The following is a 21642-nucleotide window of genomic DNA, read 5'->3' as shown; positions in this document are numbered from 1 at the left end:
CGCGCCCGCCGCGGCGGTAGCCCAGCGGTTGCGAGATGCACCGGAGGCCAGCCTCTTCGACGAGTTGGCGCATATCGAGGCCCCTATGTCGACCTACCCACGGGCCACTGGCCGATGTTCTCGCGCCCCAAGGATCTCGCCGAGCTGATTCACGGAATTACCGACCGATGAGCCGCGATTAACGCTTCGCGCGATCGAATCGATTGTCAGACGGCACCGCCACCGCGGCGGCGCTGAGCGTTGCCTGATATTTGCCAGTCGACGGCACAAGTGTGAAACAGCAACTACGAACATGGTTGCCTGGGAATAGTTCTCGCTGCACTTCCGACTCGATATGCGTAATGTCTTGCGCGGCCTATGATCGTGCCCGGCCTGTGCCAGGCCCGGACATAGGACGCAAACCGCTCGGGCAGTCCACTGCCCACCAACCGGGTCGTACGAGAACTCTCAACGGGGGTTGAACATGATTGAACTGTTGACGCGCCAGCGGACACCGCGCCGCTCGCGCACACGGGCCGGGATCGCCCCGGTCGTGCTGGCGGCCTCGGTCGTCGCCGCACTGGTCTCGGGCTGCTCCAGCGGCTCCGATGATCCCGCCACCACCGCGGCCACCCCGCCGCCGACCGAACTGCCCGACGGCGCGCAGATCGTGCAGGAATCCGCCCGCACCACCCAGACCCTGCAGTCGGTGCACCTCACCCTGAACGTGAACAACATCCCGAACCTCCCGGTGGAGATGGTGGACGCGGATGTCACCAACCAGCCCGAGGGCTCGGGGCAGGCCATGGGCGAGGCCAAGGTCCGCACCGCGGAGAACGAGCCCTTCATCGAGACCAAGTTCCTGGTCGTCGACAAGACCCTGTACGCGGCGCAGGACGGCGTCAAGTACGCCCCCATCGGCCCCGCCGAGAAGATGTACGACCCCGGCGTCATCCTCGACAAGGACAAGGGTCTGGCCAATGCCATTGCGCAGGTGCAGAACCCGCAGGTCCAGGGACGGGAGAAGGTCAACGGCGTCGATACCGTGAAGGTCACCGGCACCATCAGCGGGTCGGTCATCGATCCGATCGTGCCGCGCGTCGGCGACGGCGTCGGTGAACTCCCGATCACCCTGTGGATCCAGGACGTCGCACCGCCCACCACCTCCGCCGCTCCCCTGCCCTCCACCGCCGCCTCGCCCGGCACCGGACCGAATCTGATCAAGGCCGAGGTCACCAAGGATCAGGGCAGCATCGAGCTGGAACTGTCGGACCACGGCAAGCCCGTCACCGTCGCCAAGCCCGCGGGCTGACGGCGGCCACGAGCCCACGCTCGTGGATCGGAACCGGTCCGGGAAAGCGCCAGGGCGGCAAGGATTGCCGCCGCGCGCCCCGGACCGGCTGTCGTTCCCGGGTCCGGCGAGCGGCACTCCGCTCGCGACCCGATGAGATATGAGACTCGCGAATCCCGGCACGGCCGGTTACGTATTCGGCCCGGGCGGCGATATCTGTGCGAACCGCACGTCCCGTCCGGCCCGCTGTAAGAGATTGTTCAGTGGAATGCAAGGCGCGGCAAGGACGATACGGTCCGAAGGCTATCGACTTGCTCGCGCGCGTGGAGGAATGACATGACCGACCGCCCAGACGTAGAGGAGCGGGAATTCCGTCGTCCTCCCCGTCCCGAGGGCCCGCCTCCGGTCTCCAATGTGTGGGTGTACAACGGTCGAGCCTACGACCTCAGCGACTGGATTTCCAAGCATCCGGGCGGCGAGTTCTTCATCGGCCGCACCAAGAATCGGGATATCACGTCGATTGTCGGTTCCTATCACAAGAATCCGGAAGGAATCGCCAAACTCATCGAGCGCTACGCACTCGACCGCGAAGCGCTGCCCGAGGACATCCATCCGAAGGCCAACGCGCCCGACTTCCTGTTCAAGGAGGGCTTCGACAGCTGGCGCGACACCCCGAAATACCGCTTCGACAACAAGGACGACCTCCTCCACAAGGTGAAGGCGCGGCTCAAGGATCCCGAGCTGGCGGCCCGCATCAAGCGGATGGACCGGTACTTCGACATCGTCGTCGCACTGTTGGCCGTCGCCTACTTCGCCGTACAGGGTCTGCGGCTGTGGGATACCGGCTGGATGCCGTTGCCGCTGTTCGTCGTGCTGATGGTGCTGCTGCGCAGTTCGCTGGCGGGCTTCGGCCACTACGCCATCCACCGTGCCCAGAAGGGCATGAACAAGATCTACACGAATGCCTTCGACCTCAACTACGTCGCGCTGGCCTTCGTGACCGCGGACGGGCATGCCCTGCTGCACCACCCGCACACCCAGAGTGAAGTCGATATCAAGAAGAACGTCTTCACCATGATGATGCAGGTCCCGCGCCTGTACCGGGTGCCCGTGCACACCGTGCACAAGTTCGGGCACACCGTCACCGGCATGATCATGCGCCTGCTCGACGTCTGCCGCCTCACCCGCAAGGTGGGCATCAAGGACATGTACGGCACCTGGGGCGGCGCGCTGCCGCACTTCATCGGCTCGTTCGGGGTGCGGTTCCTGCTGGTCGGCGAGCTGGTGGTGTTCACCCTGGCGGGCGACTTCTGGGCCTGGGCACTGCAATTCGTGATCACGCTGTGGATCAGCACCTTCCTGGTGGTGGCCAGCCACGACTTCGAGATGGAGACCGAGGAGATCGAGTCGAACACCGAGGACTGGGGCATCAACCAGCTCGAGCAGGCCTACGACCTGAAGGTGGTCGGAAACCGCTATGTCGACTGCTTCCTCTCCGCGGGATTGAGCTCGCATCGGGTGCATCACGTACTGCCCTATCAGCGCAGCGGATTCGCCAATATCGCCACCGAGGACGTTTTGCGCGAAGAGGCGGCGAAATTCGGAGTCGAATGGCTGCCCGCCAAGAGCTTCTTCACCGATCGCTTTCCCAAACAGATTCGCACCTACATCCTCGCGCCCTCGGACGAGGCGAAGGACAAGAAGTGGGGCCTGGTGCGGGAGCACTGTTCACCGTCGGCCTTCAAGACCTGCGGAATCTACATGGTCCAGGGTTTCACCGGAATCGGAACGGTCTGAACCGATTCCGTTGCGGGCGATCACGTCACTGTTCGGCACGGGGGCCGATCGCCCGATTCTTATCGAAAGAAGGGGAGAATTTCGTGTCCGTCACCATCGACGAGGGGGGCATCGAACCCACGGGGGCCATTTCCCACCGTAGCGAGGGCGAAGGGTTCGCCTACGATCTCGTGCACATGCTACCCACCCCGCCGACCACGGTCGGCGTGATCGAGGGCATCGCGACCGGGTCGCCGAGCGGGGTCTTCGATCAAGCCGAGGCGGCCGGTCGGGTGGCGGAACTGTTCGCCGATCCCGCTCAGCGGGCTCGCATTCCACGCGTCTACCAGAAGACCCGCATCGACACCCGCCACCTCGTGGTCGATCCGCTCGACGATCGGTTCCTGCCCTTCAGCCGCCGACCCGGCACCATCCGGGAGCGCATGGACCTGTTCTACGAGCACGCGGTGCCGCTGGCCGTCGACGTGGCCCGGCACGCGCTGGCGGGGGTCGCGGATCCCGCCGCCGAGGTCGGCCAGCTCATCTTCGTGACCAGCACCGGCTTCATCGCGCCTGGCGTGGACGTGGCGGTGGTCAAGCAGCTGGGATTGTCGCCGACGGTCGGGCGCATCGTGGTGAACTTCATGGGCTGCGCGGCCGCCATGAACGGCATTCGCACCGCCACCGATTACGTGCGGGCGCATCCGGACAAGAAGTCGCTGGTCATCTGTATCGAACTCAGTTCGGTGAACGCGGTTTTCGACGACGATGTCAACGACGTGATCATTCACAGCCTCTTCGGTGACGGCTGCGGGGCGGTGGTCATCGGCGCGAGTCAGGTGCACCAGCCGCTCGCACCCGGCCGGGTCGTCATCCGGGACAGTTTCAGTCAGCTGTTCGACGATGCCGAGGACGGCATCGTGCTGCGCGTCAACGACGACGGCATCACCTGCGAGCTGGCCGAGAGCCTGCCGCACTACATTCTGCGCGGCGTGGATCCGGTGGTCACCGAGGTACTGCACCGCAACGGCCTGCACAAGACCGATATCGACCTGTGGGCCATCCATCCGGGTGGGCCCAAGATCATCGAGGAATCCGCGCGCTCGCTGGGCATTCCGGTCGAACGGGCGGAGCTGAGCTGGAACGTGCTCGCCGAGCACGGCAATATGCTCAGCGTCTCGCTGATCTTCGTGCTGGAGCGGATGATCCAGCAGTCCGAGACCGCCGCCCCGATCTCCACCGGGGTGGCCTTCTCCTTCGCGCCGGGTGTCACCCTCGAAGGGTTGATCTTCGACATCATCCGCCACTGATCGACCTCGTCGCTGTCGAAAAGAGCGCAGTAGCAATGCAACTCATCAGATTCCTGTTCTCGATCTCCTGGATGCGGATCGCGGCCGTCATCGCCGCGGGCCTGATCTGCGGTGTGGCCAACACCTATCTGCTCACCCTGATCCGCGGGGTGGTCTCCCCCGAGCCGCACCCGAACATCACGCTGCGGGCCTTCGTCCTGACGGCGATGGTCATCCTGGTCAGCGGGGTGGCGTCGCAGGTGCTGCTCATCCGGCTGGCCCAGGACGCCATCTACCGACTGCGGGCGGAGCTGAGTTCCGGAATCGTCTCGGCCCCACTGGAACATCTGGAACGGCTCGGCATGCACCGCCTGATGGCGACGCTCACCGAGGACGTGCGGTCGCTGTCACAGGCCGTGACGGCCATTCCGAGCATCTGCATCGACGTGGCCACCATCGTCGGCTGCTTCGTCTACCTCGCGGTGGTGTCCGGGCCGATCTTCGCGGTCACCGTGGCGGGCACGCTGCTCGGCATCGCCTGCGTGGAGATGTTCCTGAAGCGGGTGCGCCGGATCTACCAGGAGGCGCGGGAGAACGACGACGCGCTACTGCGTTCGTTCCAGGCGGTGACACTGGGCATCAAGGAACTCAAGCTGCACCGGGGCCGCCGCCGCGACTTCATGGACAAGCATCTGCTGGGCACCGCCGAGCGGCTGCGCTCCCAGAATGTCGAGGCCGGGTCGAAATTCGCGCTGGCACAGGGGCTCGGACAGGTCCTGCAGCTGGCGACCATGGCGCTCATCCTGTTCGTGCTGGCCGCCGCCATGAACCTGCCCAAGGAAGTCATGATCGGGTACGTGCTGGTGACCACCTTCCTGTCCATGCCCATGCAGAACTTCATGCACCGGATTCCGGACCTGCTGCGCGGCGATGTGGCGCTGGCCAAGATCCGCACCATGAACCTGTCCATGGAGACCATGCACGACGAGCAGCGGCTGCCGTTCGGCGATCGGCCGCCGGTCACCGCGGCGCGGCTGGAACTGGTGAATGTCGGCTACAGCTATGTGGCCGAGCGGCCACCGCTGTTTCCGACGCCGGGAGCCGATGGGCCACCGCCCGTGCCGGGCCGAAAGGCGGGCAGTCCGGGTGGGCATCCGGCCCTGCCGGGCGGGCCGCTCACACCGGGCGGACGGCCCGGCAGCCCGGCCGGACATCCCGGCGGGCAGGTCGGACCGGGTGGTCACGGGGGTCCGCCGCCGGGAGGTCCGCACGCCGGGGGTCCCGGTCCGCTCGGCGGCGGGCCGGGAGCGCACAACGGGACGCTGCGACCCGATGTCAACGGCAAGCAGCGAATCGTCCACGGCGGCCATGACGGTCGGCCCGTTCCGCTGGACGCACCACCGCCCGAACGCGCCTCCGACGACGACGGTGGGTTCCGCCTCGGCCCCATCGACCTCACCTTCGAGCCGGGCCAGATCACCTTCATCGTGGGCGGCAACGGCAGCGGTAAATCCACCCTGGCCAAACTGATCACGGGGCTGTACGTGCCGCGCAGCGGGTTCGTGGAGTTCGACGGCGAGCAGATCAACCACGAGAACATCGAGTGGTTCCGGCAGAACTGCTCGGCCATCTTCACCGACTTCCACCTGTTCGAGGACTATCTCGGCTTCGACCGCCCCGGTATCGACGACGAGGTGCGGCACTACCTCGAGGAGTTGCAGATCGCGCACAAGGTGACCGTGCGCGACGGCCGACTGTCCACCATCGACCTGTCCCAGGGGCAGCGCAAGCGGCTGGCGCTGCTGACCGCGCTGCTCGAGGATCGCGCCGTCTACCTGTTCGACGAGTGGGCCGCGGATCAGGAACCCCGCTTCCGCGACGTGTTCTACCGCGAGATCCTGACCAAGCTCAAGGAGCGCGGCAAGACGGTCATCGTGATCACCCACGACGACCGGTACTTCGATCTCGCCGATCAGCTGGTGAAGCTGGACTACGGTCGGCTGGAAGAGGTTTCGACGCCGGCGGCGGTGGCGGCCGAGTAGTGGCGGCCGGTCAGACCGTGGCGAGTTCTGCCGCTCGTAGAAGTGCATCGAGTCGCCCGGCGGTCTCGGTGCCGGGCCGGGGATTGTAGAACTCCAGGTACCAGTCCGGGCGGTCGATGACCGCCAGGGTGGTCTTGTCGAAGATCAGGTCGCCGACCTCGGGATGCTGGACCGCCTTGACCGACCGAGTGGGGGCGGCCACATCGTGGCGCTCCCACAGCCGCGCGAATTCCGGACTGACCGTGAGCAATTCGTCGATCACCCGGGCGAAGGCCGGATCACCCGGGGCGTGGGCCGCGTCCGCGCGGTAGGCGGCCACCACCTCCGGGGCGATGGCCGCCCATTCGGTGTGCCGGTCGCGGTAGCGCGGATTGGTGAAGAACGAGATCAGGCAGTTGTGGTCGGCATCGTCGTAGCCGAACACGGCGGTCGATCCGGCGTTGACTGCCATGATGTTCCAGTAGCGGTCCCGCAGGATCGCCGGTCGCGGTGACCACGAGTCGAGCAGCTGCCGCAGTTCGGGTTCCACGGCGGTCGCGGTGCCGTGTGGACGCGGCGGACGCAACCCCGCCAGCACGAACAGGTGCGCCCGCTCGGCGTCGGACAGCCGCAGCGCCCGGCTCACCGCGTGCAGGATCTCGTCGGACACATTGATATCGCGCCCCTGCTCCAGCCAGGTGTACCAGGACACCCCGACCCCGGCGAGCTGCGCCACCTCCTCACGCCGCAGTCCGGGCGTGCGCCGCCGTCCCGAGGTCACCAGCCCGACATCGCCGGGGGTGAGCCGGGCGCGCCGGGTGCGCAGGAAGTCCCGGAGCTGCGCGTGCCGTTGCTCTTTCGCCGCCGCGGATTCGCTGACCATGCCCAGCACAACGCGGCGACCCGCCCGGCTACTCCCGAACCCACCGAATATTCCCGAACGCCCGGACGACTTCGTCGCCAGCCTGGTGGTGATGAACCCGGGTTGATCGCGCACTGTTTGCACTCCGGCGCGCTGACCAGACTCGACGGCATGACGCACAGCACTTCCCGATTCGAGAACAAGATCGCGCTCGTCACCGGCGGCACCAGCGGTATGGGGCTGGCCGCCGCGCGGCGGCTGCTGACGGAGGGCGCGACCGTCGTCATCACCGGGCGGGACAAGACCCGGCTGGACGCCGCCGTCGCCGAACTGCGGTCCGCGGCGGGCGGGTCCGAGGACCGGCTGCTCGCGGTGCGGGGCGATGTGGCGGCACTGGCCGAGATCGACACGCTGGTGGACGTGGTGCGCGAGCGCTACGGCCGGCTCGACGCGGTCTTCGCCAATGCGGGCGTGGCCTCGTTCCAGCCCAGCGCCGAGATCACCGAAACCGAATTCGACCGCGTGGTGGACATCAACTTCAAGGGCGTGTTCTTCACCATCCAGAAGACCCTGCCGCTGTTGGCCGACGGCGGCGCGATCGTGATCAACGCCTCCTGGACCCTGCACCGCGGCATGCCCGGCGGCGCGCTGTACGCGGCCACCAAGGCCGCCGTCCACAACCTGGCCCGCACCCTCGCGGCGGACCTGGCCCCCAGGGGAATTCGGGTGAACTCGGTGAGCCCCGGCTACATCGAAACCCCCATGTTCCACGACAACGTCTCCCCCGACGCCGCCACCGAGGTCGTGGCCGCCGTCGCCGCGGGCCGCACCGGCACCGCCGACGAGGTGGCGGCAGCCGTCGCCTTCCTCGCCTCCGACGAGGCCGGCTACATCAACGGCCAGGACCTCGTCATCGACGGCGGCCTGGTCGCGGCCATCCCCGGCGCGATGGTCTGACACGGCCTGCCGCACGACCGGGGGGCGACGGGTGCTACGACAGCGCCCTCTCCGCCCGGGCGGTGCCGTGGATGCGGAGTCTGCGTTCGTCCACCGCGCTCGGGGCGAGTCCTGGTCGTGGTCGACGTTCAGCCCTGTCGTTCCCGGTCTCGCCGCAACCGTTCGACGGCCTTCGCGACACAGGTCGCACGGTCCGCGCCGGGGAGCTTCCCGCGCTCATAAGCGATCAACCGCTCAGCGGCCGCATGGTCCTTCATCACCATGGTGAGCAGCACCTGGAACTCGTCCGGCGTGGCCACCGGCACAGTCGGCGCCGGTCGCGACGCTGGTCGCGGCGCCGGTCGGCGGGTACCCGGCCTGCGATTCTCGGCGAGCAGCCGGTGCGCCAGCGTCAGGAATACGTGGATATTGGGAACCTTGCGGACCGGAATACTGATCGGCATGAGCCGACGCTCTCCCCCGTATACACACAGATTGCCGTGCCGCACCTCGATCTGGTGGACCTGAGACCACCGGACAGACTTGGCACCGACACCGACCTCGTACGTTGTCAACCGGAGCGCGCCGAACACCACGATCTCCCCCCGGTACAGCTCCTCGACCGCGGCGGGCAGTTGGGCCGCCGTCACACTTTCCTGGATGACAGCGCCCCAACGGGCGGCGTTGGGCAGTCCACCTTGCGAATAGTCTTGCAGTCGCAGTTGCTCGCCCTCGACATCGAGCAGGGTGTAGTCATGGGTGGTCTTGGTCTCCAACAACCCGTACAACATATGCCGGACGTGCTCCTGATGAACCACCGTCGTGTCATAGCGCACGGCGCGTACCTCGTCATTGTGGGCGAATACCAGGCCGCGATCGTAGAGATCCAGCCGGACCGCCCGATACGTCGCGGGTCCGAACAGGCTCTGGTGCATGCTCTTCACGAACGCGACCCCGAGCAGCAGAGTCAACGGCACCAAGACCACCAGACCGACCACGTTTCCGGCCTTGCCACCCATTTGGTCTGTGCGGGTGAGGAGTTCGCTGATCATAACCACCACTGTCGTGGCGAGTAGTGCCACGACGATCCCCAGTATCAGCATCCAGCCCTGAATCCTGGCGACCATGCGCGCATGAACCTCACGATGAGCACCCAGGTCCGCGTCGTACGCGGCCTGACGCACCCGATCGCGCAGTGCGTGCTCGTCGTACCCCTGCAGATCCACGACCATCGAACTTCCTATCCGAGGCGACCCGAGCCACTGCCCCGGAGGTCTTCCCCATCCCATCCAGATCGCCCGAAACGGCGTCAAGTGCACCGCCGCGGCGCAGCGGGTCCGATGCACGAACCGGGGAGCCGGTCCGAACCGGCGATTCGCACGCTAATGGCTGTCGGTCGCACCCGCCATGGGGAATCCGGTTGATTCGGTCGTGACCGACGGTCCTGCGGCAGCCGCCCGGTGATCCGATGTCGCCCCGCCGAACACCGGCCGCTCGCACCGGTTGACACATCCATACGGCCGACGATATGGGCCGGCACATATCGGCAGCGTATCGAAAACCCGAAAGGCGTCGAAAAGGCTTCCACACCTTGACTTTCGGCAAACACAAGGTCCGGGCGCTGCTACCGACCGTGTCGAGCGAGACAGCTCTCGGCCCCGCCGGACCACCAGGGCCGCCGTCCGCAAACTGGTCCGCACCCCCGCGTCCGCCCTGGCCCCCAAGGGATTCGGGTGTACTCGGTGTGCCCCGCGCACCTCGACGGCCAGCACCTCGTCATCGACGGCGGCTTGGTCGCGGCCATTCCGGATGGCTCGAGCGATGCCGTCACGGATCGCGGCGGGAGGTCGCGGACACGCGACCACGTGTCAGCGGACGTGTGCGGGGTGAACGCGGGTGACCGCTCGAGTCTCGACCCGAGCTACTCCGGTCACCGAGTGGCCCGGAGCCGAAAAGTTCCGGGCCACTTGCCATTCGCCACCAGTGGACGCCCCGGCGGCTAGCGCAGGGCGGCGGCCTTGCGGCGGGCGGCGGCGGCCTTCTTGGCAGCGGCCTGTTGTTCCGGGGTGGTTTCGGACTTCGTGGTCGCCCGCTTGGTGGTGGGCTTCTTGGCCGCCGGGGCGGCTGTGGTCTTGGTCGGGGCTGTCTTGGTCGCGGCCTTCTTGGTCGCGGCAGTCTTCTTCGCGGGTGCGCCGTTGGTGGTGGCCTTGGTGGTGACGGTGCTCTTGGCCAGGACCTCGCGCAGGAACTGGCCGGTGTAGCTGTCGGGGACCGCCGCGACATCCTCGGGGGTGCCCTGGGCTACGACCGTGCCGCCGCCGGAACCGCCTTCGGGGCCCATGTCGATCAACCAGTCGGAGGTCTTGATGACGTCGAGGTTGTGTTCGATGACGATGACCGTATTGCCCTTGTCCACCAGGCCGTTGATGACCGCGAGGAGTTTGCGGATGTCCTCGAAGTGCAGGCCCGTGGTGGGCTCGTCGAGGATGTAGACGGTGCGGCCGGTGGAGCGCTTCTGGAGTTCGGCGGCGAGCTTGACGCGCTGCGCCTCACCGCCGGACAGCGTCGGCGCGGACTGGCCCAGGCGCACATAGCCGAGGCCGACGTCGACCAGGGTCTTGAGGTAGCGGTGGATGGAGGTGACCGGTTCGAAGAACTCCGCCGCCTCCTCGATGGGCATGTCGAGAACCTCGGCGATGGTCTTGCCCTTGTAGTGCACCTCGAGGGTTTCCCGGTTGTAGCGCGCGCCGTGGCAGACCTCGCACGGCACGTACACATCCGGCAGGAAGTTCATCTCGATCTTCAGGGTGCCGTCACCGGAGCACGCCTCGCAGCGGCCGCCCTTCACATTGAAGGAGAAGCGGCCGGGCTGATAGCCGCGCACCTTGGCCTCGGTGGTGGCCGCGAACAGGGTGCGGATCTTGTCGAACACCCCGGTGTAGGTGGCCGGATTCGAGCGCGGGGTGCGGCCGATGGGCGACTGGTCCACCTGCACCAGCTTGTCCAGGTGGTCGAGTCCGTTCACCCGCTGATGCCGCCCCGGCACCTGCCGCGCGCCGTTGAGCTTGTTGGCGAGCACCGTGGCGAGAATGTCGTTGACCAGCGTGGACTTTCCGGAACCGGAGACGCCGGTGACCGAGGTGAGCACACCCAGCGGGAAGCTCACGTCGATGCCGCGCAGATTGTGCTCGTGCGCGCCGACCACGGTGAGCTGCTTCTTCCTGTCGATCGGCCGCCGCACCAGCGGCACCTCGATCTGCTCCCGCCCCGACAGGTACGCGCCCGTCAGCGAGGTCTTGTCTTCCAACAGCCCGGGATACGGTCCGGAGTACACCACCTGGCCGCCGTGCTCACCCGCCATCGGGCCGATGTCGACCACCCAGTCCGAGGAGTGGATGGTGTCCTCGTCGTGTTCGACCACGATCAGCGTATTGCCGAGATCCCGCAGCCGCGTGAGGGTTTCGATGAGCCGCCGGTTGTCGCGCTGGTGCAGGCCGATGGACGGCTCGTCCAGCACGTACAGCACGCCCACCAGACCGGAACCGATCTGGGTGGCCAGCCGGATGCGCTGCGCCTCACCGCCCGACAGCGTGGCGGCGGCCCGCGACAGCGTCAGATACTCCAACCCCACGTCGAGCAGGAAGCCCAGCCGGGCCTGGATCTCCTTGATCACCTGCGCGGCGATCGCGGCCTGGCGCTCGTCCAGGGTCAGTGCGTTGAGGAAGCGCGCCGCCTCGCCGATGGACAGATCCGAGAGATCCGCGATGGATTTGCGCTCCGCACCGGTTTTCAGCGTGACGGCCAGGATCTCCGGCCGCAGGCGCGCGCCGTTGCACACCGGGCACGGCACATCGCGCATGTACCCGTCGTAGTGCTCCTTCATCTGCTCCGATTCGGTGTTCTCCATGCGCCGCTGCAGGAACGGCATCACACCTTCGAAATCGGCGTAGTACGAGCGCTTGCGGCCGTAGCGGTTGGTGTAGGAGACGTGCACCTGATCGGAGCTGCCCTCCAGCACCGCCTTGCGCGCCTTGGCCGGCAGGTCCTGCCAGGGGGTGTCCATGGAGAAGCCGATGGCCTCGGCCAGACCCGACAGCAGCCGGGTGAAGTATTCGGCGGTCTGCCCGCGCGACCACGGGGCGATCGCGCCCTCGTTGAGGCTCAGCTCCGGATCGGGCACCACCAGTTCCGGATCGACCTCCTTGCGGATGCCGAGGCCGGTGCAGTCCGGGCACGCGCCGTAGGGCGAGTTGAAGGAGAACGAGCGCGGTTCCAGATCCTCGATGTCGAGGGGGTGACCGTTGGGGCAGGCCAGCTTCTCGGAGAAGCGGCGCTCCCGGTCGTGCGCGTGCTCGTCACGGTCCACGAAGTCCAGCACCACGATGCCGTCGGCCAGCCGCAGCGCGGTCTCGATCGAATCCGTCAGGCGCTGCTTGGAACTCGGCTTCACGGCGAGGCGGTCGACGACCACCTCCACATCGTGCTTCTCCTGCTTCTTCAGCTTGGGCGGATCGGTGAGCGGATACACCACACCGTCCACCCGGACGCGCGAGTAGCCCTGGGTGTTCAGCGATTCGAACAGGTCGACGAATTCGCCCTTGCGGGTGCGCACCACCGGCGCGAGCACCTGGAACTTGATGCCCTCGTCCATGGCGAGCACCTGGTCGACGATCTGCTGCGGCGTCTGCTTCTGAATGTGCTCACCGCAGACCGGGCAGTGCGGGGTGCCCGCGCGGGCGTAGAGCAGGCGCAGATAGTCGTAGACCTCGGTGATGGTGCCGACGGTGGAGCGCGGGTTGCGGTTGGTCGACTTCTGGTCGATCGACACCGCCGGGGACAGTCCCTCGATGAAGTCCACATCGGGCTTGTCCATCTGGCCGAGGAATTGCCGGGCGTACGCCGACAGCGATTCCACGTACCGGCGCTGTCCCTCCGCGAAGATGGTGTCGAAGGCCAGCGAGGACTTGCCCGAGCCCGACAAGCCGGTGAACACGATCAGGCTGTCGCGGGGTAGGTCCAGGTCGACCCCTTTGAGGTTGTGCTCCCTCGCACCGCGCACAGTCAGGTGTTCCGCCACAGGGCTGTCCTTCCAACGTTTCGGCATCCAGAGTTACCCCCGACGCCATGCTATGCGCGCCCACCGACAAGTTTCGCGGCGCGCACTGCGACGCTGGTCAACCGTGGAATTCAGTCGAAGATAGGGACGCGCCGCACCGCGGTCGCGCTCTGCACCGTGGGCCGGAAGCAGGCACTGCCCACGATACGGGACTGCGCGGCCCGGTCGCCGCCGCTGCGCTCATCGGTGGCGGGGGTCACCAGTCCGAGGTCGCCGTCGAAGCGGCGGTATAGAAGCCGCCCCCGGCCGGTGTCGGGATGGCCGAAGAACAGGTACGGGAGTCCGCGGCGGCAGAGCCGGTCGGCGGCCTCGTCGTCGGTGAGATTCGGTATGCCGTCCCGCTGCCGCAGCGTCCGGACGCCGAGCGGTCCGGTCCAGCACACCACCGCGTCCGATCCGGACTCGGCGTCGGTGAACAGATGCGCGTCGTAGTCCATGGCGTCCAGGACGCGCGCGGCGTGCGCCGCCGAGATCACCTGGAGCCGGCGGTCCTTGCGCCGTACGATCGGTCGCGGCTCGCTGACCACGGCGAGTGTGGGCCGGGCAGGGTCGGGCCACGGTCGGGATGGCTCCTCCGGCCCACACTCGAGGCGCAGATCGAGACGTTCCAGCGCGAAGGTCACCGCGAACCGTCCCGGTCCGGCGACCTGCACCCGGTATTCCGTGCCCACCGAGCGCAGCACCACCTGCACCAGGGTGGGTGCGTCGGTCGTGGACCACTCCAACCGCGCCCGCACCGCGCCCTCGACGCCATGCCTGCGCAGGATCCGGCCCAGACCGCGCACCACCCTGGTGACCTCGGTGGCGGGCGCCGGACCGCGGGTGGCGACTACGAAGTCGGGATCGATACCGCTCGACCACACGTCGTATGCGCCCATCGCCGTCCCCGCTTCCTTGTCGATCACGACTGTTGATCTCGATCCGGCAACCCTCGTCTATGGCAGCACTCCGACCGCATGACGTGACAGGGCCTAAAGTCCCCACTCGGTCATATTTCAGTAAAATTTTCCTGCAAAACCGTGGCGAACCCCCGTGGCGGCCCGCGACCGCTCGTAGGATTCCGGTACCGAGTGCGTCACGCCGGAGGACCGCCCATGGCCGACCATTCCCGCACCGGCTCCTACCGAGTACGGGAAACCTTGTCGCAGTTACGATTACGAGAACTCCTCACCGAGGTCAAGGACCGGGTCGAGCAGATCATCGACGCCCGCGACCGCATCGACGGCCTGGTCGAGGCGATGCTCACGGTCACCGCCGGACTCGATCTGGACGACACCCTGCGCACCATCGTCGGCGCGGCGACCGAACTGGTGGACGCCCGCTACGGCGCGCTGGGCGTGCGCGGACACGGCGAACGGCTCACCAACTTCATCGTGCACGGCATCGACGAGCGCACCCGCACCCGCATCGGCGCCCTGCCCGAGGGGCACGGCGTCCTGGGCGTGCTGCTGCGCCAACCGGTATCGCTGCGGCTCGAGGACCTGGCCGGCCATCCCGCCTCGGTCGGCTTCCCGAGACACCATCCGCCCATGCACAGCTTCCTCGGCGTCCCGGTGACCATTCGCGGGGAGACGTTCGGAAACCTGTACCTCACCGAGAAGTTCGGCGGCCACCCGTTCACCGAGGACGACGAGGTGCTGGTGCGGGCGCTGGCGGCGGCGGCCGGTATCGCCGTGGACAATGCCCGACTCTACGAATCGGCCCGGACCCGACAGGCGTGGATCGAGGCCACCCGCGATATCGCCACCGACTTCCTGGCCGGTACCGAACCCGGCCGGGTGCTGGCCCGGATCGTGTCGCACGCACGGGAACTCACCGGCTCGGACCGCGCCGTCCTGGCCGTCGTCGCCGACCCGGAGGCCCCACCCGAGGAGGACCCCGAGGTGGTGGTGGCGCAGTGGTCCGGTCCGGGAGCCGAGCACGCCGGCCGCACCGCGCGCACCGCCGGCACCGTCCTCGGCGCGGTGCTCACCGACCGCACCCCCGTGCGCTGCGACGACGCCCGCCGGATCGATCTCGGCGTACCGCACGGCGACGCCGGGCCCGCCCTGGCGCTGCCGCTGCACACCACCGATTCCACCCTGGGTGTGCTGATCACGCTGCGCACGGCCGGGTCCGCGCCCTATTCCGACGAGGTGACCGACCTCATCGCCGCCTTCGCCGATCAGGCCGCACTCGCCATGCGACTCGCGGTGGCGCAGCGGCGGATGCGTGAACTCGACATCCTCACCGACCGTGACCGCATCGCCCGCGATATGCACGACCATGTCATCGGGCGGCTGTTCGCCATCGGCCTGTCCCTCCAGGGCACCGTGCCACGCGCCCAGGAAGTCGTGGTGCGGCAGCGGCTTTCGGATGCCGTCGGCGAGCTACAGGAGGTGGTGGCGGAGATCCGCACCTCCATCTTCGACCTGCACGGCGGCGCGGAGCACAGCACTCGACTACGCCGCCGCCTCGAACGCGCGGTGCGGCAGCTGACCGCCGCCACCGCGGTCCGCGCCGAGTTGCACGTCAGCGGACCGCTGTCGGTGGTGGAACCAGGACTGGCCGAACACGCCGAGGCCGTGGTGCGGGAGGCGCTCGGCAATGCCGTCCGACATTCCGGCGGCGACCGGGTCACCATCGATATCGGCGTCGCCGACGACCTCACCGTCGTGGTGGCCGACAACGGCCGCGGCATCGCCGAGCAGATCGTCCCCAGCGGCCTCACCGATCTCGCGCGCCGCGCCGAGAAGTCGGGCGGCCACCTCGCGGTCTATCCGTGCCGCGACGCCGACGGCGTCGTCACCGGCACCAAACTGCGGTGGTCCGCGCCCCTGCACTGAGGCCGCGAGGCCGCCGCCGAAATCAGCGCGCCGGACCCAGCACCACGGCGGAATTGTGCCCGCCCATCCCGAGTGCGGTCTTCAGCGTGATGCCGCCGCTCATGGGGGTCGGGCCGTCGAGTAGTCGGGCGTGTGCGGCCGCCACGATCGGGGCGGCCGCCACGATGCCCCGGTCGTAGCCGATGGCCGCGGCCGCGACCTCCACGCCCGCCGAGGCGGCCTGGCAGTGACCGGCCAGCGGTTTGAGCGCCGTGACCCAGGGCCGCCCTCCCAGAATCCGTTCCAGCACCGCGGTCTCGGCGTCGTCGCACTGTTTGGTGCCGGAGCCGTGGGTGTTGAAGTAGTCCACCTGATCCGGCCGGATCCCGGCATCCGCGAGCGCCCGGTGCACGCAGTCGAAGATCTGCTCGTGTGAGGGATCCACCGAGAGCACGTGGTAGGCGTCATTGGACATGGCGCCGCCCAGCACGCTCACGTACGGCCGGTCGGCGTCGCGGGTGAGGACGAAGCCGACCGACGCCTCACCGAAGCCGAACCCGCGACTGCCCTCCTGGAAGGGGCGGCACGCCTGCAACGGTTCGGTGTCGTCCACCGCCGCGCCCAACTGCACGAACGGCTCGACCATATCCGGCGTGGCGGACAGATCGCTGGCCACCACCAGCACGTCGTCGGCGAAACCGCTGTCCAGCCACAGCTTGGCGGTGATCAGCGCGACATTGCTGGAGCTGCACGCCGCGGTGACGTTCATGGACGGGCCGTGGAATCCGAACTCCCGCATGAGCATGGCGATGGGTGTGGAGGGCAGCAGGCGCAGATAGTCGCGATTGCGGCGTCGAGCCCCGTCGACAACGTAGAAGTCGCGCCATTCGTAGACGTCGCCGAGCACGATGGCGTGCAGCAGTCCCACCCGCCGACCGGGCCGCCAGCCGCGCTCGGTGGCGTCGGCGACGGCCTCGCGCGCCGCCTGCTGCACAGCACGCCCGTAGCGACTCGGACTCACCGCCGAATCGCCGCCGTCGGGGACACGCGCGACCCATCCCTGTCGATCGCGATCAGGCCCGTACCCTGGAAAGAGCCGGGCGGCGGGCTTACCGCTCAGCAAACCCTCCCAGAGGGTCTCGCGGCCCCAGCCGTAACCGGTGACCGCGCCTATCCCGGCGATGGTCATATGATCTTGGTGCTGTGCCGTGGACTTCGACGTACTACTGGTCATGCATCGCTCCTTCGCGAGCTGGTGCCTGTAATGATCACCAATCGGGTCCCGATGCAGTGCGGGATCGTGATTCATTCAATACCGCCGGGACTGTGCAGCGCTGCCACCCGGCACCACAATGATCCCGTGCTCCAAGGACAATGATCCCGTGCTCCACCGACGTAGGTCGACGACGATCAGGGGGTACAGACGTGGAAGTGGGTAACGATCGGGCAAACGACCCGACCGATGCCGAACAACTGGCTCAGCGGTACCGATCCCTCGTCGAGCACAGCCCCGACGGGGTGGTGGTGCATGAGCGGGGCATCCTCGTCTACGCCAATCCGGCAATCGTCCGGTTACTGGGCGCGGACAGTACCGAGGACCTCGTCGGTCAGCCGGTGACCCGCTTCGTCGACCCGAAATCCGTCCCCGGCATGCTGGCTCGCATCGGCCGCCTCACCGAGGCCGGCGCCGCCTCCGAACCCGCCGAGATGACCCTGGTCCGCACCGACGGCAGCCTGCTGGACGTGGAAACCGTCTCGGTGCTCACCGCCTGGCACAACCGGCTGGCGTACCAGGTGGTCATCCACGATCTGTCCGCCCAGCGCGCCGCCGAGGCCGCGCAGCGCCGGGCCGAACAGCACTTCACCACCGTGGTCTCGCAGCTCGAGGAGGGCGTGGTGGTGATCGACCGGCAGGGCCGCATCGAATCCATCAATCCGGCGGCGCTGCGCATCTTCGGCCACGAGGGCGAGGATCTGGTCGGCACCCCGATCTACGCGCTGCCGCTGACCCTGCTCGACGCCAACGCCATGACCCTGCCGCCCACCCGGCATCCGGTGGCGCGCACCCTGGCCACCGGGGAGACCGTGGTCGGCTACGTGTTCGGCGTGGACCGGCCGGACGGGCAGCGCCGCTGGCTGTCCGGGTCGAGCCGTCTGCTCAATCCCGGCGACCCGCAGTCCTCGGCGGTGTCGTCGTTCAACGACATCACCGAATTCCGGGCCAGCCGAAGGCAATTGGAGTATCAGGCCACCCACGATCCGCTCACCGGGCTGGCCAACCGGGCGCTGGTGCTCTCGCGGCTGGCGGCGGCGCTGGGCACCACCGAGGATCTGCCGGTGTCCACGGTGCTGTTCATCGACCTGGACGGTTTCAAAGCCATCAACGACACCCTCGGCCACGCTATCGGCGACACGGTGCTGCAGATCGTGGCGCAGCGTCTGCAGCGCGGCCTGCGCACCGACGACATCGTGGGGCGGATCGGCGGCGACGAATTCCTGGTGCTGCTGTCCGGCCGCACTCTCGGCGAGGATCTGGAGGCGCTGGTCGCACGCCTGCGCCAGACCATGGCCGAACCGATCATCGCGCGCGGCCACCGCATCCAGGTGGACGCCTCCATCGGCATCACCCCGCTGCACCCCGGCGACTCCCGCACCCCCGAGGCCGTCCTGCACGACGCCGACGTGGCGATGTACCGTGCCAAGCCGCCGGGCCACCGCGACAGCTCCCCCGTGACCCGGCGGCCGAACAACACCCACGCCTCCTGAAAGCCGCGCATGATCCTCGAGCACGCCCTGCTGCCGGTGCGCCCCGGACAGTCCGCCGACTTCGAAGCCGCCTTCGCCCGTGCCCGGCACATCATCGCGGGTATGCCCGGATTCCGATCGCTGTCGCTGTCGCGCTGCCTGGAGCGACCCGACACCTATCTGCTGCTGGTGGAGTGGGATCGGCTCACCGACCACACCGAGGGTTTCCGCGGTTCGGCCGAATATCGGGAATGGAAGGCGCTGCTACATCCGTTCTACGAGCCGTTTCCCGTGGTCGAGCATTTCGCCCCGGTGTCCGAGCTCACCACCGCCGCCTCACCTGCGAATACGGCGGTGTCGCCGGAGGGGAACTAGACTCGACTGCTCTGTTCTCGAACGTTGCGCGTGTATCCGCGCGGTGACAAGGAGTTCCGTTTTGCCCGACCTCACCGAGGAGCGTCCTGTGTCCGCGACCGACTCCGACACCGCGGAGCTGGAGCGGGAACAGCGGCATCTGACGCTGCTGTACGAGCGGCTGGACGGGATGCGCCAGTACGCGCAGCGCCGACTACGCACCGTCCTGCTGGAAACCGGCGGCACCCCGCAGGCCCGCAGCGAACGCGAATCGTTCACCCAGCTCTACCACGAGGACCTGGCCAAATACGATGCCGCCGAGCACGGCCTGTGCTTCGGGCGCATCGACCTGGCGGCCACCGCGGACGGTGAGCCGAGCGGGAACGGCGACGGCGAACACCGCTATATCGGCCGCATCGGCATCCTCGACGAGGACGCCGACTACGAAACCCTGCTGCTGGACTGGCGCGCGCCCCTGGCCCGGCCGTTCTACCTGGCCACCACCGCCGCACCGGACGGGGTGACGCGGCGGCGCCACATCCGCTCGCGCAATCGCAAGGTCACCGCGGTCACCGACGAGTACCTCGACCTGGCGGCCGCCCAGCGCGCGGGGGCCATCGACTCCGACGGCGGGGTAGGCAGCGAGAGCGCCCTGCTGGCCGCGCTCAACGCCGCCCGCACCGGGCATATGAACGACATCGTCGAGACCATTCAGGGCGAGCAGGACGCCATCATCCGCTCCGAGCACAAGAGCGTGCTGGTGGTGCAGGGCGGGCCGGGCACCGGCAAGACCGCGGTGGCGCTGCACCGCGCCGCGTATCTGCTGTACACCTACCGGCAGCAGCTGGACAAGGCGGGCGTGCTCATCATCGGGCCGAACTCCACCTTCCTGGACTACATCGGCCAGGTGCTGCCCTCCCTCGGCGAGACCGGCGTACTGCTGTCCACCATCGGTGACCTGTATCCGGGAGTCCGTGCGACGCTGGAGGATTCGCTGCGCGCGGGTGAGCTCAAGGGTTCGCTCGACATGCTCGACGTGTTGAAGAAGGCGGTGCGGGACTGGCAGGAGGTGCCCGCGGAGCCGATCCGGCTGCACTTCGACGGACACGATCTGACCCTGGACCGCAAGATCGTCACCAAGGCGCGCGGGCGGGCCCGGTCCTCGCGCCGGCCGCACAATCTGGCCCGACCGGTGTTCGCCGCCGCGGTGGTGGACGCGCTGACCGACCAGCTGGCCGAGCTGATCGGCGCGAATCCGCTGGGCGGGCGCAATCTGCTGTCGCAGACCGATCTCACCGAGATCCGCGACGAGATGCGGGCGGATCCGGAGATCCAGCGGGCCATCGCACGGCTGTGGCCCATCCTCACCCCGCAGGAGGTGCTGGGCGGGCTGTGGGCCGATCCCCAGCGCCTGGCCCGCGCCGCCGGAAAGCTCACCGACGAGGACCGCCGGGAGCTGCGGCGCGGTGACAGCGGCGAGTTCTCCCCCGCCGACGCGCCGCTGCTGGACGAACTGGCCGAACTGCTCGGCGTGGACGATACCGAGGAGCGCGAGCGCGCCCGCCGCCGCTGGCGGGCCCAATTGGCCGAGGCGCAGGACGCCCTGGACATCCTCACCGGTTCGGCGCCGCAGGATCTCGAGGACGAATTGGATCCCGAGATCCTGATGGCCTACGACCTGATCGACGCCAGCCAGCTGGCCGAGCGGCAGCGGGTGGGACGGCGTGAGACCACCGCCGAACGCGCCGCCGGCGACCGCACCTGGACCTACGGGCATGTCATTGTCGATGAGGCGCAGGAGCTTTCGGAGATGGCGTGGCGAATGGTGATGCGCCGCATCCCGAATCGCTGGATCACCGCCGTCGGCGATGTGGCGCAGACCGGCGATCCGGCGGGTGCCTCGTCGTGGCAGCAGGTGCTGGAACCGTATGTGGCGCGGCGGTGGAAGCTCACCGAGCTCACCGTCAACTACCGCACCCCGGCCGAGATCATGGCGGTGGCCGCGGATGTGCTGGCCGAGATCGACCCCGGGGCCAGTGTGCCGCGCTCGGTGCGCGACTCCGGGTTCACGCCCGCCGCCCACCGGGTGGAGCCGAGCGGGCGCGCCGACGAGGTGAAGCGACTCGTCGCCGCCGAGGCCGACCGCCCCGGCACCACGGCGGTGATCGCACCGCACGATCTGGTGGCGGAGCTGTCCGAGGTGGGCGGCGACTCGGTACGGGTGCTCACCGTCCACGATGTGAAGGGTCTGGAGTTCGACGCGGTCATCCTGGTCGAGCCCGGTCGGCTGCTCGGCGAGTCGCCGCGCGGGCTGAACGACCTCTATGTGGCCCTGACCCGCGCGACGCAGCGACTGGCCGTGGTGCACACCGAGGACCTGCCCCCGGTACTGCACCGGCTCGCCTGAGTTCGCGCTGCCGACAGCGCCGCGGCCCGTACCCCGGTCGGGTACGGGCCGCTCGCGTCTTC

At 68.1% G+C, this 21642-nt stretch carries 14 protein-coding genes; 9 read left to right on the top strand and 5 right to left on the bottom strand.

All coding sequences use genetic code 11. The annotated features are described in order from the left end of the window. Nucleotides 1-463 precede the first annotated feature (463 nt). From FOH10_RS09380 to FOH10_RS09365, 4 genes are all read left to right on the top strand, one after another. Nucleotides 464-1291, top strand: a complete 828-nt coding sequence (locus FOH10_RS09380) for an LppX_LprAFG lipoprotein (RefSeq protein ID WP_029928960.1) — start codon at nucleotides 464-466, stop codon at nucleotides 1289-1291. Nucleotides 1292-1606: 315 nt separating this feature from the next. After that, the gene (locus tag FOH10_RS09375) at nucleotides 1607-3067 is read left to right on the top strand and encodes a fatty acid desaturase (RefSeq protein ID WP_029928962.1); all 1461 of its coding nucleotides are present in this window, start codon (nucleotides 1607-1609) and stop codon (nucleotides 3065-3067) included. Nucleotides 3068-3243: 176 nt separating this feature from the next. Next, complete coding sequence (locus FOH10_RS09370; RefSeq protein ID WP_143983967.1) at nucleotides 3244-4356, top strand: type III polyketide synthase; 1113 nt, start codon at nucleotides 3244-3246, stop codon at nucleotides 4354-4356. Between the two features lie 35 nt (nucleotides 4357-4391). Beyond that, nucleotides 4392-6377 (top strand): ATP-binding cassette domain-containing protein, encoded by a 1986-nt coding sequence (locus FOH10_RS09365; protein ID WP_143980414.1) that lies wholly within the window; start codon nucleotides 4392-4394, stop codon nucleotides 6375-6377. Between the two features lie 10 nt (nucleotides 6378-6387). On the opposite strand, the gene FOH10_RS09360 is transcribed toward FOH10_RS09365, so the two are convergent. Next, the gene (locus FOH10_RS09360) at nucleotides 6388-7239 is read right to left on the bottom strand and encodes a helix-turn-helix transcriptional regulator (RefSeq protein WP_143980413.1); all 852 of its coding nucleotides are present in this window, start codon (nucleotides 7237-7239) and stop codon (nucleotides 6388-6390) included. Between the two features lie 150 nt (nucleotides 7240-7389). Here FOH10_RS09360 and FOH10_RS09355 point away from each other — a divergent pair, with 150 nt between their 5' ends. Beyond that, nucleotides 7390-8175 (top strand): SDR family NAD(P)-dependent oxidoreductase, encoded by a 786-nt coding sequence (locus FOH10_RS09355; protein ID WP_143980412.1) that lies wholly within the window; start codon nucleotides 7390-7392, stop codon nucleotides 8173-8175. 128 nt (nucleotides 8176-8303) lie between these two features. Here the strand turns inward: FOH10_RS09355 and FOH10_RS09350 are convergent, their stop codons facing one another. The 3 genes from FOH10_RS09350 to FOH10_RS09340 all read right to left on the bottom strand — a co-directional run bounded on the left by FOH10_RS09350 (nucleotide 8304) and on the right by FOH10_RS09340 (nucleotide 14175). Further along, nucleotides 8304-9386: a DUF6585 family protein gene (locus FOH10_RS09350; RefSeq protein WP_143980411.1), complete on the bottom strand. Its 1083-nt coding sequence runs from the start codon at nucleotides 9384-9386 to the stop codon at nucleotides 8304-8306. Nucleotides 9387-10153: 767 nt separating this feature from the next. Continuing rightward, complete coding sequence (gene uvrA / locus FOH10_RS09345) at nucleotides 10154-13231, bottom strand: excinuclease ABC subunit UvrA (RefSeq protein WP_143980410.1); 3078 nt, start codon at nucleotides 13229-13231, stop codon at nucleotides 10154-10156. Between the two features lie 110 nt (nucleotides 13232-13341). Next, a complete protein-coding gene (locus tag FOH10_RS09340) occupies nucleotides 13342-14175 on the bottom strand; it encodes a sigma 54 modulation/S30EA ribosomal C-terminal domain-containing protein (RefSeq protein WP_063821475.1) in 834 nt (277 codons plus the stop codon). 189 nt (nucleotides 14176-14364) lie between these two features. Here FOH10_RS09340 and FOH10_RS09335 point away from each other — a divergent pair, with 189 nt between their 5' ends. After that, nucleotides 14365-16095 (top strand): GAF domain-containing sensor histidine kinase, encoded by a 1731-nt coding sequence (locus FOH10_RS09335; protein ID WP_143980409.1) that lies wholly within the window; start codon nucleotides 14365-14367, stop codon nucleotides 16093-16095. A 22-nt stretch (nucleotides 16096-16117) separates the two neighbouring features. Here FOH10_RS09335 and FOH10_RS09330 read toward each other — a convergent pair whose 3' ends face one another. Continuing rightward, entirely contained in the window at nucleotides 16118-17308 is a 1191-nt protein-coding gene (locus FOH10_RS09330; RefSeq protein WP_228812307.1) for a beta-ketoacyl synthase N-terminal-like domain-containing protein, read from the bottom strand. A 191-nt stretch (nucleotides 17309-17499) separates the two neighbouring features. Between FOH10_RS09330 and FOH10_RS09325 the strand changes: the two genes are divergently transcribed. The 3 genes from FOH10_RS09325 (at nucleotide 17500) to FOH10_RS09315 (ending at nucleotide 21580) form a co-directional block, all read left to right on the top strand. Next, entirely contained in the window at nucleotides 17500-18840 is a 1341-nt protein-coding gene (locus FOH10_RS09325) for a sensor domain-containing diguanylate cyclase (RefSeq protein ID WP_342355918.1), read from the top strand. 9 nt (nucleotides 18841-18849) lie between these two features. After that, nucleotides 18850-19194: an antibiotic biosynthesis monooxygenase family protein gene (locus FOH10_RS09320; protein WP_143980408.1), complete on the top strand. Its 345-nt coding sequence runs from the start codon at nucleotides 18850-18852 to the stop codon at nucleotides 19192-19194. Between the two features lie 88 nt (nucleotides 19195-19282). After that, on the top strand, nucleotides 19283-21580 hold the full coding sequence (locus FOH10_RS09315) for a HelD family protein (RefSeq protein ID WP_244961830.1): 2298 nt from the start codon (nucleotides 19283-19285) through the stop codon (nucleotides 21578-21580). The last annotated feature ends 62 nt before the right edge of the window (nucleotides 21581-21642 follow it).

The organism is Nocardia otitidiscaviarum (assembly GCF_007362295.1).
Classification (GTDB): Bacteria; Actinomycetota; Actinomycetes; order Mycobacteriales; family Mycobacteriaceae; genus Nocardia; species Nocardia otitidiscaviarum.
This window is presented reverse-complemented; position numbering and strand designations above follow the sequence as displayed.

Coding starts and splice junctions, on each gene's coding strand:
- FOH10_RS09380 (WP_029928960.1), top strand. CDS start 464: ATGATTGAACTGTTGACGCGCCAGCGGACACCGCGCCGCTCGCGCACA.
- FOH10_RS09375 (WP_029928962.1), top strand. CDS start 1,607: ATGACCGACCGCCCAGACGTAGAGGAGCGGGAATTCCGTCGTCCTCCC.
- FOH10_RS09370 (WP_143983967.1), top strand. CDS start 3,244: ATGCTACCCACCCCGCCGACCACGGTCGGCGTGATCGAGGGCATCGCG.
- FOH10_RS09365 (WP_143980414.1), top strand. CDS start 4,392: ATGCAACTCATCAGATTCCTGTTCTCGATCTCCTGGATGCGGATCGCG.
- FOH10_RS09360 (WP_143980413.1), bottom strand. CDS start 7,239: ATGGTCAGCGAATCCGCGGCGGCGAAAGAGCAACGGCACGCGCAGCTC.
- FOH10_RS09355 (WP_143980412.1), top strand. CDS start 7,390: ATGACGCACAGCACTTCCCGATTCGAGAACAAGATCGCGCTCGTCACC.
- FOH10_RS09350 (WP_143980411.1), bottom strand. CDS start 9,386: ATGGTCGTGGATCTGCAGGGGTACGACGAGCACGCACTGCGCGATCGG.
- FOH10_RS09335 (WP_143980409.1), top strand. CDS start 14,365: ATGGCCGACCATTCCCGCACCGGCTCCTACCGAGTACGGGAAACCTTG.
- FOH10_RS09330 (WP_228812307.1), bottom strand. CDS start 17,308: ATGACCAGTAGTACGTCGAAGTCCACGGCACAGCACCAAGATCATATG.
- FOH10_RS09320 (WP_143980408.1), top strand. CDS start 18,850: ATGATCCTCGAGCACGCCCTGCTGCCGGTGCGCCCCGGACAGTCCGCC.